Source organism: Pseudoalteromonas sp. A757 (assembly GCF_004103285.1).
GTDB classification, from domain to species: Bacteria; Pseudomonadota; Gammaproteobacteria; order Enterobacterales; family Alteromonadaceae; genus Pseudoalteromonas; species Pseudoalteromonas galatheae.
Genome location: NZ_QNQN01000064.1, coordinates 118721 through 132163, shown reverse-complemented (window position 1 = coordinate 132163; position 13443 = coordinate 118721). Strand labels below are relative to the sequence as shown.

Sequence of the window (13443 nt, the reverse complement as noted above, 5' to 3'; positions counted from 1 at the left end):
TGCTTTTTGGGTTAAACGATCAAAAATCAGGGCTTTTGACAACAAGAGCTAGATTAGAGTTTCTTCCGCCCACTAAACGCATGCATCAGCGTCATACCGTCTACCAGATCTAACTCACCGCCAACTGGCATACCGTGAGCAATACGAGACGCTTCAACTTGATATTTGTGACATAACTCGGAAATATAATGCGCCGTTGCCTCACCTTCTACCGTTGGGTTGGTCGCTAAGATAACTTCCTTAATATTGCCAGCACTTAGTTTACGCTCAAGAACATCAAGGCCAATTTCATTGGGACCAATGCCATCCAAAGGTGATAAATGTCCCATCAGCACAAAATATAAGCCGTTAAATTGCCCTGTTTGCTCTATCGCCAATACGTCCGTTGGTGATTCAACTACGCAAAGCAGTCCTGTGTCTTGGCGCTTGATACTTTGACAAATATCACACACCTCAACTTCACTAAATGTTCGGCAGCTTGAACAGTGACCAATAGCTTGCATCGCATGAGTCAGGCTCTGCCCTAGTTGACTGCCACCCTCTCTGTCTCGCTCTAATAAATGAAAGGCAATACGCTGCGCAGACTTAGGCCCAATGCCAGGTAAACAACGCAGCGCTTCAATAAGCGCCGTTAAACTTGGTGATAATTGCATAAATTCGTTTCTTGTGGTCAATACAGTACAACAGCACTGATAATAATGCCGAAATGATAAGGGATATTGCTATTGATTTAAAGCCTGATCCTATTTCACTCTCTGCTATACATTTTTCCTTTTGAAAGCACATTCTTCGTGAATTTCCCAACAATTCGACTCAGATACTTGCAGCAAAAGCGTATTCACTCGACAATAGTTAAATTCCCGATAGTAAGTACAATAAGACAACTGTCGGGCCCACTTCTCGAACTAGGTAGAGACTACATAATGAAAAAAACGATAATAGCAAGTGCGCTTACAGCCATCATGCTGACGGCTTGCTCTGAGCCACAAGTAACAACAAGTGAAACCAAACAAGCAGAAAATGTGGCAGTAGCTACAGGTAAGGCAGAACTTGGTAGTTTTGGTGTTGACCTCAGTGCACGTGACGAAAGTGTAAAACCTGGCGATGATTTCTTTATGTACGCCAGCGGCACTTGGTACAAAAACTACGAAATGCCAGCAGACAAAACGCGTTTTGGTGCATTCTCAGCACTTGCTGAACGCAGCGAAGAACAAGTAAAAACCATTATCGAAGAAATAGCTAACGGTAAAAATCTAAATGCCGAAGAGCAGCTGATCGCCGATTTTTACAATGCTTATATGGATGTGGAAACCCTAAATAAGCTGGGTATTACACCTATTCAACCACTACTCGCTGACATTGACGCCATTAGTAACACTGACGGTCTCACCAAAGCATTTGGTCAATCTTGGTTAACTGGCGTAAAAGCGCCGATCGGTGGCGGTATGTGGTTTAACCGTCTAGATCCAAATAAATATGAGATGTCGATGGGTGCTGGCGGACTTGGACTACCAGACCGCTCTTACTATTTAGAACAAGCTGAGCGTTTTGTTAAAACTCGCGAAGCATACGTTGCACATATTGCAGATATGCTTAAATTTGCGGGTAAAGACAAGCCGACTGAGCGCGCAGAAGCCATTCTAGCCCTAGAAACCAAAATTGCTGAGGGCCATTGGCCACGTGAAAAACGCAGAAACCGCGACCTCACATTAAATCAAGTCAAACGTGACGAGCTAGCAACACAGTACCCAGGCTTTAATTGGGATGTATATTTTGCTGAAACGGGCTACAAAGTGCCTCAACTAAATATCTCTCAGCCTGAGCCGATTAAAGCGATGATTGCACTTATCAACTCTGAAGACTTGGCCGTTTGGAAAGACTACCTAACCTATCATGCCATTAGCGGCAATGCATCGCTACTGTCTGAAGATATCTTCAATACTAACTTTGAATTTTATGGCAAGCATTTAAGTGGTCAGCAAGAGCCGCGCGCTCGTTGGAAACGCGCAATCAGCGAAATGTCTGGTACTACTTCGCTTGGCTTTGCAATTGGTAAGGTTTACGTTGCCCGTTACTTCCCTGAGTCTTCTAAAAAACAAATGTCAGAATTGGTTGAAAATCTACGCACCGCCCTTGGTGAAAGGATTGAAAGCTTAGACTGGATGGGCGAAGAAACGAAAGTAAATGCTCAGGCAAAACTTGCCGCATTTACGCCTAAGATTGGCTACCCCGACAACTGGCAATCGTTTGATGGGCTAACCCTAACCCGCGATAACTTAATGACAAATGTGAAAAACTTACGTGAGTTTTTCCGTAATGATAGCATCGCTAAAGAGCTTGAAAAAACCGATCGTAACCGCTGGGGCATGACACCACAACGCGTTAACGCTTACTACAACAGCTCGTTTAATGAAATCGTTTTCCCAGCGGCAATTTTACAACCGCCATTCTTCGACCCAAATGCAGATCCAGCAGTAAACTACGGCGGTATTGGCGCGGTGATAGGCCATGAAATGGGCCACGGCTTTGACGACCAAGGTTCTAAATCAGATGCCAACGGTATTCAGCGTAACTGGTGGACCGATGCCGATCGCGCTGCTTTCGAAGAAAAAGCAGACAAGCTCGCAGCACAATACAACAAATATGAGCCTATTGAAGGTAACTTTGTGAACGGTCGTAACAGCCTTGGTGAAAACATCGGTGATGTGGGTGGCCTTGCGATGGCTTATCATGCCTATCAGCTGAGCCTAAACGGCAAAGAAGCACCGGTGATTGATGGCTTGACTGGCGACCAACGTTTCTTCCTTGCTTGGGCACAAGTATGGAAAGAAAAGCGTACTGAGCAAAGCATGCTAAACCAGCTACGCGCAGGTACACACGCACCGGGTCAATTTAGAGCCCTTGCGCCTCGCAACCATGATGCATGGTACAAAGCGTTTGACGTAAAACCGGGCGACAAACTTTACCTTGCACCAGAAGAGCGCGTTCGTATCTGGTAGTAACTTAAATCCCCAGAGCATAACCTGCCGTCACTGGCAGGTTATGCTGTTTTAACGTCGCGTAATACGCTTTTGCTTGGTTAGGTATGCACCGCACAATCCGCTCAAAAACCCAAAAATATGACTTGAACTACTCGTCTGTGCAGAAAAATCAAACAACGTCGCTAAAAAGCTAATATTGGCATAGTAAGTCAAGACCAACAGCGCCATAAAACTAACGATGCCAAGCACATCGCGATTAAAAAGTGCAGCCCCAAGCAGTAAACCAAAATACCCCATCACAATACCTGACGCACCAATGTGATTAGCGTGCCCAGCAAATAGCCACACCAAAAGCCCCGTAGCAACTACAATAAAGAGCGTTGCTCGCTTGAACCTCGGTAATCTAGCTGCCAAATAACCGCTAATACTTAAGCCGAGCAAATTACTCAGCAAATGTCCCCAGCTGCCGTGTATAAAAGGTGCAGTTAATACCCCACTTAAATGATCGACATTGTGCGGTACAATTCCAAATCGATAAACTGGTAAACCAAAAATACCACCCAACACCTGTACGAGGCACATCACCACCATGGCGTACAAAACCAGCTTAAAATTGTCAGGGAAGAGTAGCGCTCGCTTACTCATATTACTTCCTTATAACAGATAAAAAAATAGCGCCTTATTAAGCGCTATTTCGAATAGATTTGCAAACTCAGCCCCAGTGAACTTTAAATATTTAGTGTTGTAGTTACGATCCGTCAGCTTTCATAGGATTAAGATGCGACCTTTGGGAGAAATGAAATATCCACATGGTATTTGCTCGGGTTTCCTTCTTCAATTAACACCGTTATCTCTTCTCGGTCTATGTGGTTGCTTGGATCAAACCATATATTATCACTATTAAAAATATGCAATTGCGATGTTGCGGGGTTTCTCCATTGTGCACAAATTTGGTAAGGATTTTTGCCGTTAAACTCTATTCTGGGGTTAACTTCAACACTCTGAAACTTAGCCACCACAGGTGTTCCTTTTTCTTTTAGATACTTCACTTTCTTATTTTTTGACGCGCCAAATAAGATAATTGAAAGTCCAATTAGAAAAAATACGGAGCCCATTCCTGCCAAAATTATAACCCCGCCCCATAGCGAGAACGTATCGTTAATTTCAGCTTTATCGATTGAATCTTCTAGATAAGCGACACTAACAACCTCTCCTATTGAGTAACTGTTCGGGCCGCCCCCTGTAGAGGACACAAACTCCACTATTTCGTCATTTTTAGTGCGGAATTTAACGAACGGAGTATAGGTATCCGAGTCTTCAGACTGGGAACGAATAAGGTCTATCACTGTGCCTTCGGTAATAACTGCACGGTCTAGAAAGTCTTGTGTACTGTTGTACATTACAAGTGACCCGATTAACAGTGCGGCCCCTATTAGAGTGAAGATATATTTGACTATCATGAGCAACTCCTTTTTGCTTGAATGTTTGTAAATCATATATGCATAGCATGCACAACACGTTTTTGGATCAGACTAAACTAGTTTGACCTAGAGGGTAGATGTTATTTACGTGGCGAGAATAGATTGAAGCAAGCGACTTCACTTGGATTGATTTACAAGTTATATCGTTACGGCGATGCTCATTCCCTGACCAAACATCGTATCTTTTGCGGCCTATTAGACCGTTTTTTATCATCAAATACAAGTGTCTTTGACAACGTTTTCGGTGATACAAATAAAACTTAAACCTAACACCCATTGCGGTTTCAACAGCATTGCTATCCGCTTATATAATTATTTAATCCAAGATAACCAATAAAATCTCACCATGGCGTACGGGCAAAATAGAGAGACAAATAATCTATCAACGCCCTCACGGTTGGAGACATATACTTTCTCGAAGAATAGAGCACGTATATATTCATATCGTTTGGCTTCCAATCAGGTAGTACCAGCTTAAGCTCACCAGATTTGATGTAGCGGTTAACCAAATAAGTGGGTTGAATTGCCAGACCAGCGCCATTTAACGCTGCGTGCAATAAGGCGGTCGCCTCGTTCGCAGTTAAACGGCAGTTTACCGCTACCGACTGCTGTGAGTTACCTTTGCGCAAATGCCAGATATGCTGCTGAAAGTTCTTATACCCGAGACACAAGTGCTCAGCTAGGTCATCAGGTTTTTTGATTTCACTTGCATTCGCAAGGTACTGTGGGGACGCCACGATAACTGAGCTACATACTGCAATTGATTTACCAATTAAAGAAGGGTCCGGTGCAGAGGCAATACGAATAGCAAGATCTATCTGACTCTCAGTGAGATCGGCCACAGAATCTTGCAAATCAATGTCAATATTCACATCAGGATGTGCTGACATAAACTGTTGAATAGCGGGCACGAGTTGAGAAAAGCCAAAAGACATACTGGTTGCTAGTCGAACCGTACCAGACAGTTTGCCGCTGGTATCCGCCAAGCCGGTTATGGTGTCGGCTTGCCTCAGCCACTGTCTCACTTCTTCCAAGCAAGACTCCCCTGCTGTCGTTAAAGACACCTTTCTCGTGGTGCGATGTAATAAGCGAATATTTAGCCAGCTTTCCATTGCTTCAATGTACCGAGTTACCATTGGGCGAGACATATCTAGCCTGTCAGCCGTCGCGGTAAAGCTACCCGTGATTGCAATGTCGGCAAATACCTTAGCAGCGATGAGTCTATCCATATATTTGCTCGATTTATGAAACAATGATGTTTAGTTTGGCATGTTTTTTTGAACCTATCAATTTCATATCATCTGCTCCGTACTAAACCTAAAGAGGCAAAAGATATGAAACACCTAACGTTGATAGCAGCATCAATTTTATTCGCAAGCAATGCGATTGCAGCAAACACCGCCCCACTTACACTGGATGTTTATAACGCTGACAAAAACAGCTTCCACGTTAACTCAACACTGGTGATTGGTGAGAGTGAAGTGATGGTCGTAGATACGGGTTTTACCAAAGCGGATGCACTACGCATAGCTGCCAAAGTGCTCGACAGCGGCAAAACCCTAAAAACGATTTTTATCAGCCAAGCTGATCCGGACTATTATTTTGGCGCGGAAGTACTACACACTTTGTTCCCAGAAGCTAAGATCCTAACCACAGCGGCCGTAAAAGCAGTGATTGAAGAAAAGCTCGCGGGTAAATTAGCATTTTGGACACCAAAAATGGGCGCGAATGCTCCTGTAAAACCGTACATCCCAACAGTTGTAGAGGGAAATACACTCTTTGTAGATGGGCACAAAATAGAGATCCACGGCACGCAATCAGAGCTAGCGCACCGCCCCTACTTATGGATCCCGTCAAGTAAAGCAGTTCTGGGCAATGTTGCAGTCTACGGTAATGTGCACTTATGGATGGCTGATGCGCAATCCCAACGCAGTCAACAAGCGTGGAGTCGACAATTAAAAGAGTTAAAAGCACTCAAGCCAGAGATTGTAATACCTGGTCACATGAAAGCAGGCACCAAACTTGATACAAGTACCATAAGCTACTCGCAGCAGTATTTAAGCGACTTTAGTCAGGCAAAAAGCAGCAGTAAAAATAGCGCTGAGCTGATTGATAGTATGTCTGCACGCTACCCTGATGCAGGATTGCCTATGGCGTTGGGTATTGGTGCTAAGGTACATATGGGAGAGATGAAATGGTAAAAGTGCACTACTTCTTCGACCCCATGTGTGGCTGGTGTTACGGTGCGACTTCACTGTTGGATGCGATTGCAGCCAACAGTGACCTCAAGCTTGAACTGCATCCTGGAGGTATGATTGCCAACCAATCTATAGAGAAAGCGTTCCGCAACCACATTCTCACAAGCGATGCGCGTATAGCCAGCATAACAGGCGCGCAGTTTGGCAAAGGTTACATCCAAAGGGTGAATAGTAACGATCCGATGATCCTTGACTCATACATCACCGCCCGTGCCATCATAACCGCTGAGCAATTGGGCATAGCGCCACTTAACATGCTTAAAACTATTCAGCATGCCCACTATATAGAGGGCAAACAGGTTAACCGAGCTGAGGCTATAGAGGAGCTAGCCGTTGAGCTTGGGCTAGATAAAAACCACTGGCAACGAGCTATGCTGGCAAACCAAGGGGCTGAGCAAACAAAAATCGTGCAAAGCCGCCTATTAATGCAAAAGCTTCAAGTTACTGGCTACCCCACCCTTATCCTTGAAAAGCATGAGAAACAGATAAAGCTTCCGCATGCTGCCTATTACGGTAAGCCCGATGCTTGGCGCCAGCTAATTGATGACTACATACACTAGTTCTATGACAAGCTTTTGAATTGAAATTGGATTTGCTGTTACGCTAATGTGAGCTCCAAAAGGGGCTGCTGGCATATCCGCTACACAACTTTGACGTTGTCACACCAATTTGCATTTAGATTGCCACTAACCTTGCCTCTGAATTACCTAACTTTTTGGAATTGCCAATCCTTTAATTCGATAACGGACATGCTTTTATCAGCGGTTAGTTCGTAGAACTTACCCGGTCTAAGTTCTACTATAAATTCATTATCTGCTTGTCCACTGTAAATCTTGCTCTGTAAATCCCCCCAAGCAAGATGTAAATCGCTGTCTCTCTGTTTAATAGTCAACCGTCCAACATCCGTGTTTTCGTATACACCTTCAAGTAATGACTTAAGCGAAGGTGATATGCTCCGGCGTTTTGACAAGTCTTCTCTTTTAGCGGCAATTTCTGCTTTTGCTTTCTCGACATAAACAGCAAGATCAGTCATCTCCTCTTGATGGAATTCAATAAGCTTACTCACATCTTGATTAGTTAACATTTTATAAGCGATTTCAGTTATTCTGCCATTTAACTCATTTGCAATGAGCCCACTTTCGTTATGAACAACAACGACACCAAGGTTTTTTTCGGGAGCGTAAGATACTTGAACAGAAGCGCCATCAAATCCCCCTGTGTGCATTAACACACTTTCACCAGCGACTTTTGAGTGCATCCATCCCCATCCATAGCCGGAAAAATAGCTATCGATATCACTGACTAGTAGTTGTTGAGACACTCTTACAACCGACTTGGGAAACGCTGAGTGCTCTGCATTTATTGGTAGCAAGTGGGTTATCAACTTACCCCAATCATTTGGTCTGGCAAAGATACCCACTGAATACAAAGTCGCATTGTTTTTATTCATATAAATCTCAGATTGACCACTTCGAAATTTATATGAATATGGGCTTGGTATAGGCCAATTTTGCAATCTCGCTTGGTCAACATCTGCTGTTGAATTTTTCATTCCTGCAGGTAAAAGCACTAGCTCTTTAATCGCATTTGTCCATCCCCCTTCATAGTTCTCATCAAACCATATTGCTAAAAGATTGTATCCAAGGTTTGTGTAACCAAACTTACCTTTTTTAATTTTCGGGTGCGGTTTTAGCGAGGAAACAAAATGAAGTCGTTGCTTTTTGTCATGGTTTCCTGTGTAAGAAAAAGTCCATGTCATCGCGTCATTTGTTAACCCAGAGCGATGAGACAATAAATCTCTGACTGAGTAGTTGTCAGGATTGATATAAGAAAACTTAACGTTTGGAAATAGCTGCCTCAACGTAGAGTCCTTAGAAAGCAAACCTTCTTTTTCAGCCTGTAATGTCGCCAGCCCCATTATCGCTTTAGTTGTCGAAGCGAAGTAGTAAACCGAATTTGTATCGACAGGGAGCTGCTTTTCAACATTCGCCATACCAACGTGAACTTCGTGAGTAATTTTACCATCCTTAATCAATACAACGGATGTGCCTGAAGCCGACTTAGTCATGGATTTGGCTTTAACAATAAAGTTGTCTAAAGGCGTATATTCTGACGCGACACTGACCGAGCTGATGAAACAAAGTAAATAAACTAAGCAAGCAAAAGTTTTACTAGGCATGTAATTCCCTTTCGAATAGATAAGTGCTGCATTGTGCGTTATAGTGTACACAATATCACCGTACGCAATAACGCACAACGTAATGAAAGTTAAATCGGTAATTTCCAAAAACCTAGGTGTTAGATTAAAAGACATCAGAAAAGAGAGAGGCCTAAGCCTTGATAAATTGGCCAACATGACCGGCATCTCCAAGGCGATGTTAGGACAAATTGAAAGGTTTGAGTCTAGTCCAACAGTTGAATTATTGTGGAAGTTGGCGCAGGGTATTGGCATAGAGTACACAATGTTACTAGATTCGAGCGACCCGCAGAATTCGAATAACTCTATCAACCAAGAAGGCTCTATATTTGCTCCTGTTTATTCATCTAACGGGAGCAAAAATACCGAGGTGTTTGTCATTTCTCTCATTCCAAATGATGAACACTTAAGAGAGCCGCATGATAATGTTGCCGAAGAACTTGTTCATGTTCTAGAAGGTCAACTTGAAGTTTTTTATGACGGTGTTTGGCACCTCCTTAAAACTGATCAGAAAACCAAGTTTAGTGCTGCGCAAAAGCATGGTTATAGAGCTTTAGATTCTGCTACAAAGTTTATTAACGTCATAGTTTATAAGTGAATTTCATTTTAACGAATTTTTGCCGATTGGCTTGACCCTGTAACACATTTTGTGTAACTGCCAGTTTTAAATAACATCTTTTAATCGGTCTTCGAATTCGATCATAAATCGATTTAAGGCCGATTTCCAATTTCTTATCGGCATCGTCCATTTTTTAGATGCCTGCTCAATAGCCAAGTAAACGACCTTTTTAGCCGAGTCATCATGCGGGAACAGCTTACGCTTTTTGATGGCTTTACGGATAACTGAGTTCAGCGATTCAATGGCATTGGTAGTGTAAATAGCTTTTCGAATATCTTCGGGGTAATTAAATAAGGTGCTGACGTTTTGCCAATTATTGCGCCATGAGCGAGATATATTAGGGTACTTGCTATCCCAGCGTTGCTCGAACTGTTCTAAGGCCATTAAGGCTTCGTCTTCAGTTACTGATTGGTATATGCGCTTTAAATCAGCCGTGATGGCCTTGTAGTCTTTCCACGGCACGAACTTCAATGAATTACGCACCATATGTACGATACAGAGCTGAATTTGCGTATCTGGATAAACGGTATTAATTGCATCAGGGAAGCCTTTAAGGCCGTCAACACAGGCGATAAGGATATCTTTAACGCCACGGTTTTGAAGTTCTGTTAGCACGTTTAGCCAGAACTTAGCGCCTTCGTTCTCTGATATCCACATGCCAAGCAGTTCTTTGTGGCCTTCTATATTAACACCTAAGGCTAAGTAAATGGCCTTATTGATGACTTGCTTATCTTGGCGAACCTTAACAACTAAACAGTCGAGATAGACGATTGGGTAAACAGCATCAAGTGGCCTAGCTTGCCATTCTACGACGTGAGCGATAACGGCATCTGTGACACGAGAAATCAGTGTTGGTGATACGTCAGCGTCATACATTTCTTTGAACGTAGAAACGATTTCACGGGTCGTCATGCCTTTGGAATATAGATACAAAATCTTGTCGTCCATTGACGTGAAGCGAGTTTGGTTCTTTTTAACCAGTTGCTGCTCAAAGCTAGCATCTCGGTCACGAGGTGTATCTAATTCAACTTCACCATCTTCGGTTCGAATGGTTTTAGCTGAATAACCGTTTCGGGAATTTTGTTGCTCAGACTGCTCATGACGAGCATACCCAAGGTGTTCATCTAATTCAGCATTGAGTGCTGCTTCAACCGTCACCTTGGTTAACATTTTACGAAAGTCAGTTAAATCTGCTTCTGACTTAATTGATTTAGCAGCTTGCTTAGCAAACGCTTCCAGTTCTTTCTTATTCATCATTGCCTATCCTAAACCCTTTTTAAGGATTAATAATAGGCAGTTACACAGATTTAGTTACAGAGTCGACATTATGTCATTAGCGGATAGTATTACGTAGCATCATGCTAGATGCGAGACTTGCCCTCAAGCTATTACTGGGTAGCTTACTTTCATTTGATAACAGTGAGTTCTTGTAGGTCTTAAAATTAGAAGGTTCGAGCAAGTGACCTGTGTTACTGCGTTTTTTCTCTTAGCTTTTTGGAACTCGCTCTTGCTATCGATATTTTCTTAGCTCGTTCATAAATCTTAGCTTTGAAGCTACCAACTTGGTTATGCATCCTAAACAGTGTAACCATAAGATAGATTATCCATCCCGCGAAAAAACCAAATAACATTGCGATGTACTGCAAAGGTAATGCGTGATGAGCATTGTAAAATAGTACAAAAACAGAAATCACAGCAAAGCAAATAGTTATGATGAGAAATACCATCATATAGCCTCTTAATTCAAGTATTTGCTCGTTTAATCGCTCTCTTTCAGTAGATGACACTTTATCTATCGCCCCAAAATCATTCAAATCTTTATAGATAGTAAATAGCTGTGGTAAAGGAAGTAAAAAAAGCGATATTGCAACCCACGGCGATTTCGTGACGACTCCACCTACAAACGAAAAAATAACGCTACAGACAATACTGAAAGTGCCTGCTATAACAAGTCCTGTTAGCCAATATTTGCGTGCGCTATTTTTACTCTTGATCATAATGACTTTATGCTTCACTAATAATTGCTTCAATAATATCTTGATCCACTTCAGCAAGTTGAATTTTGTCCGCTAGCCAAGTTGACATTTTCGTATACAAGTCACCTTCATCAATACTTCCGTCACTAAACAAAACTTGTATCTTAGTTGATAATTTTAACTCATCACCTCGTATCTCACCACCACCTTTAAGCTTAACTTTTAGCTCATCTTTATCAAGATGCCTGAATGCTCCTGTCAGCTGATCGAGCACTTTTTGTCCTTTTTTAGTCGTGGTTCTATTGTAAGTCACTTCAATATTTACTTTTAAATTAGCATCATCCAAAGCCTCATCGAGTGCAGAAGAATTTATTTGACCAACGTTTCTTAAGAATGAAAAAAACTCTGCACCAATAGTTTTAGGGCTCAAGTGAAGACTTTTTATTTCATTATGCTTTTCTTCAAAGTCGACGATTTTTGTGTCTGAATCCTGGGGAGGTTCAAATAGTACATCAGATCCTATTACAAGACTTTTTACTTCCTGTTTTTTTAGTTTTTTCTTTGCTTCTGATGAAACTTGGTCGCACAAAACAATACTGGATGAAATAATGTTCACGGTATTCATTAAAAACCAATTTAAGTGGCTTTCAAGTTCCTTCGTTTTCAAAGTTTGATTACCAAGAACAATCATATGATTGTTGTAAACACCAAAATAAAGAACAGAGTTTAAGAATTCAGATTCTTGATCTGATGAATCTGAGACTTCAGTCAATTTCTTTATATCATCAGGCTTTAGAGATTTAAGTTGATACGCCTTAGCTTGCTCATTTAATGTAATTATCATTTGGCTAAGCCCTGCTTCGTACTGAACCAGTTGGCACATCAACATATTACCACTGTAACGACTATGTTTATTTAAAAAACGCTTTTTCTTTTGGTCATCTGTTAAATATTCTTGCCTATTTATGACAAGGTGCAAGCCTTTGCTCTCATCTTCTAATGCACTTTCTAGCATTTCTTGCAATGTTAATGTTGTTTGTGATGTTTTCGCTAGCTTGTAATGAATTGTTCTGCTTCTCTTATCCTTGCTCATACAGGTCTCTCTATAATAAACAGCTGTAACATCATATTTTGCTATCTTTAATTTTACAATATATTTACCAAAAATATCGAAAATCGACTATAGCGAAAAACCACAAATGACGCAGGTCAATCTTGCCCTATTAAGTACACAACATGAATATTCACTCGTTGTTATAATGCACCAATATTTGCCCTCTATTTTCCGCTTAAATCGCTGATACCCACCACTTATTTGCACCTTTCTAAGATACCGCCTAAGCTTTGATTCTGCACTCAAAGGATTGAGGAAACCAAACTGTGGCAACTGCCCGTAAAAGACAAGTCAGTCTAACCGACATCAAATACTACCACTGTACCTCCCGCTGCGTTAGGCGCGCCTTTCTGTGCGGTGAAAATAAATTTACTTGCAAATCATACGAACACCGCCGGAATGGTGTTAAAGAAAAACTCCTGATGTTGGGGGATGTTTTTTGTATTGATATCTGTGCTTAAGCCGTGATGAGTAATCACACCCACATTGTTTTATATGTTAATGATAAAAAGGCTAAACGTTTGTCAGATGAAGCGATTGTTATACGATGGCACAAGTTGTTTAAAGGCAATTGGATAAGCCAAAAGTTTATTGAAGATGAGCCACTCAATGAGTCGGAGGAGTTGATACTCGATGAGCATGTCATCAAGTACTCGAGCAACAGTTGGCAAGCAAACGTAATGCGATTCATCCATGGCAAACTTTTAATGTGCGACTGGCTTATAACGTAATCAAGTAAGGGATCGAATACGCCATATTCGCTAAGCAACACAGGTACTTCAATCAATAAGCCTGAATTATCTCTTTTAACCTGCGC

General features: G+C 41.8%; 12 protein-coding genes and 1 pseudogene. 5 read left to right on the top strand and 8 right to left on the bottom strand.

Annotated features, from left to right (window positions below):
* Positions 1–53: 53 nt before the first annotated feature.
* Complete coding sequence (gene recR, locus DRB05_RS08225) at positions 54–653, bottom strand: recombination mediator RecR (RefSeq protein ID WP_128726505.1); 600 nt, start codon at positions 651–653, stop codon at positions 54–56.
* A 270-nt stretch (positions 654–923) separates the two neighbouring features.
* On the opposite strand from recR, the gene DRB05_RS08220 reads away from it, so the two are divergent.
* The gene (locus DRB05_RS08220; protein ID WP_128726504.1) at positions 924–2999 is read left to right on the top strand and encodes a M13 family metallopeptidase; all 2076 of its coding nucleotides are present in this window, start codon (positions 924–926) and stop codon (positions 2997–2999) included.
* 51 nt (positions 3000–3050) lie between these two features.
* Here DRB05_RS08220 and DRB05_RS08215 read toward each other — a convergent pair whose 3' ends face one another.
* The 3 genes from DRB05_RS08215 to DRB05_RS08205 form a co-directional block, all read right to left on the bottom strand.
* The gene (locus DRB05_RS08215) at positions 3051–3626 is read right to left on the bottom strand and encodes a rhomboid family intramembrane serine protease (protein WP_128726503.1); all 576 of its coding nucleotides are present in this window, start codon (positions 3624–3626) and stop codon (positions 3051–3053) included.
* Between the two features lie 128 nt (positions 3627–3754).
* Complete coding sequence (locus DRB05_RS08210) at positions 3755–4441, bottom strand: DUF3592 domain-containing protein (RefSeq protein WP_128726502.1); 687 nt, start codon at positions 4439–4441, stop codon at positions 3755–3757.
* A 362-nt stretch (positions 4442–4803) separates the two neighbouring features.
* Positions 4804–5691 carry a LysR family transcriptional regulator gene (locus DRB05_RS08205; protein ID WP_128726501.1) on the bottom strand — a complete coding sequence of 296 codons (888 nt, stop codon included), beginning with the start codon at positions 5689–5691 and terminating at the stop codon, positions 4804–4806.
* Positions 5692–5796: 105 nt separating this feature from the next.
* Between DRB05_RS08205 and DRB05_RS08200 the strand changes: the two genes are divergently transcribed.
* Positions 5797–6663: an MBL fold metallo-hydrolase gene (locus DRB05_RS08200; RefSeq protein WP_128726500.1), complete on the top strand. Its 867-nt coding sequence runs from the start codon at positions 5797–5799 to the stop codon at positions 6661–6663.
* Entirely contained in the window at positions 6657–7280 is a 624-nt protein-coding gene (locus DRB05_RS08195) for a DsbA family protein (RefSeq protein ID WP_128726499.1), read from the top strand. The genes DRB05_RS08200 and DRB05_RS08195 overlap by 7 nt, the downstream gene beginning before the upstream one ends.
* A 143-nt stretch (positions 7281–7423) precedes the next feature.
* Here DRB05_RS08195 and DRB05_RS08190 read toward each other — a convergent pair whose 3' ends face one another.
* On the bottom strand, positions 7424–8899 hold the full coding sequence (locus tag DRB05_RS08190; protein WP_161568679.1) for a serine hydrolase: 1476 nt from the start codon (positions 8897–8899) through the stop codon (positions 7424–7426).
* Positions 8900–8981: 82 nt separating this feature from the next.
* Between DRB05_RS08190 and DRB05_RS08185 the strand changes: the two genes are divergently transcribed.
* The gene (locus DRB05_RS08185) at positions 8982–9515 is read left to right on the top strand and encodes an XRE family transcriptional regulator (RefSeq protein WP_128726497.1); all 534 of its coding nucleotides are present in this window, start codon (positions 8982–8984) and stop codon (positions 9513–9515) included.
* A gap of 66 nt (positions 9516–9581) precedes the next feature.
* On the opposite strand, the gene DRB05_RS08180 is transcribed toward DRB05_RS08185, so the two are convergent.
* The 3 genes from DRB05_RS08180 to DRB05_RS08170 form a co-directional block, all read right to left on the bottom strand.
* Positions 9582–10790 (bottom strand): IS256 family transposase, encoded by a 1209-nt coding sequence (locus DRB05_RS08180; protein WP_128726550.1) that lies wholly within the window; start codon positions 10788–10790, stop codon positions 9582–9584.
* Between the two features lie 215 nt (positions 10791–11005).
* The gene (locus DRB05_RS08175) at positions 11006–11533 is read right to left on the bottom strand and encodes a hypothetical protein (protein ID WP_128726496.1); all 528 of its coding nucleotides are present in this window, start codon (positions 11531–11533) and stop codon (positions 11006–11008) included.
* A 7-nt stretch (positions 11534–11540) separates the two neighbouring features.
* Positions 11541–12605, bottom strand: a complete 1065-nt coding sequence (locus tag DRB05_RS08170; protein WP_128726495.1) for a hypothetical protein — start codon at positions 12603–12605, stop codon at positions 11541–11543.
* A 488-nt stretch (positions 12606–13093) separates the two neighbouring features.
* On the opposite strand from DRB05_RS08170, the pseudogene DRB05_RS22940 reads away from it, so the two are divergent.
* Positions 13094–13279: pseudogene (locus tag DRB05_RS22940) on the top strand (transposase); the annotation flags it as partial.
* Positions 13280–13443: the final 164 nt, after the last annotated feature.

What these genes read in the sequence shown, in the direction of transcription:
- recR (WP_128726505.1), bottom strand. Translation starts at nt 653, where the DNA reads ATGCAATTATCACCAAGTTTAACGGCGCTTATTGAAGCGCTGCGTTGT.
- DRB05_RS08220 (WP_128726504.1), top strand. Translation starts at nt 924, where the DNA reads ATGAAAAAAACGATAATAGCAAGTGCGCTTACAGCCATCATGCTGACG.
- DRB05_RS08215 (WP_128726503.1), bottom strand. Translation starts at nt 3,626, where the DNA reads ATGAGTAAGCGAGCGCTACTCTTCCCTGACAATTTTAAGCTGGTTTTG.
- DRB05_RS08210 (WP_128726502.1), bottom strand. Translation starts at nt 4,441, where the DNA reads ATGATAGTCAAATATATCTTCACTCTAATAGGGGCCGCACTGTTAATC.
- DRB05_RS08205 (WP_128726501.1), bottom strand. Translation starts at nt 5,691, where the DNA reads ATGGATAGACTCATCGCTGCTAAGGTATTTGCCGACATTGCAATCACG.
- DRB05_RS08200 (WP_128726500.1), top strand. Translation starts at nt 5,797, where the DNA reads ATGAAACACCTAACGTTGATAGCAGCATCAATTTTATTCGCAAGCAAT.
- DRB05_RS08195 (WP_128726499.1), top strand. Translation starts at nt 6,657, where the DNA reads ATGGTAAAAGTGCACTACTTCTTCGACCCCATGTGTGGCTGGTGTTAC.
- DRB05_RS08190 (WP_161568679.1), bottom strand. Translation starts at nt 8,899, where the DNA reads ATGCCTAGTAAAACTTTTGCTTGCTTAGTTTATTTACTTTGTTTCATC.
- DRB05_RS08185 (WP_128726497.1), top strand. Translation starts at nt 8,982, where the DNA reads ATGAAAGTTAAATCGGTAATTTCCAAAAACCTAGGTGTTAGATTAAAA.
- DRB05_RS08180 (WP_128726550.1), bottom strand. Translation starts at nt 10,790, where the DNA reads ATGAATAAGAAAGAACTGGAAGCGTTTGCTAAGCAAGCTGCTAAATCA.
- DRB05_RS08175 (WP_128726496.1), bottom strand. Translation starts at nt 11,533, where the DNA reads ATGATCAAGAGTAAAAATAGCGCACGCAAATATTGGCTAACAGGACTT.
- DRB05_RS08170 (WP_128726495.1), bottom strand. Translation starts at nt 12,605, where the DNA reads ATGAGCAAGGATAAGAGAAGCAGAACAATTCATTACAAGCTAGCGAAA.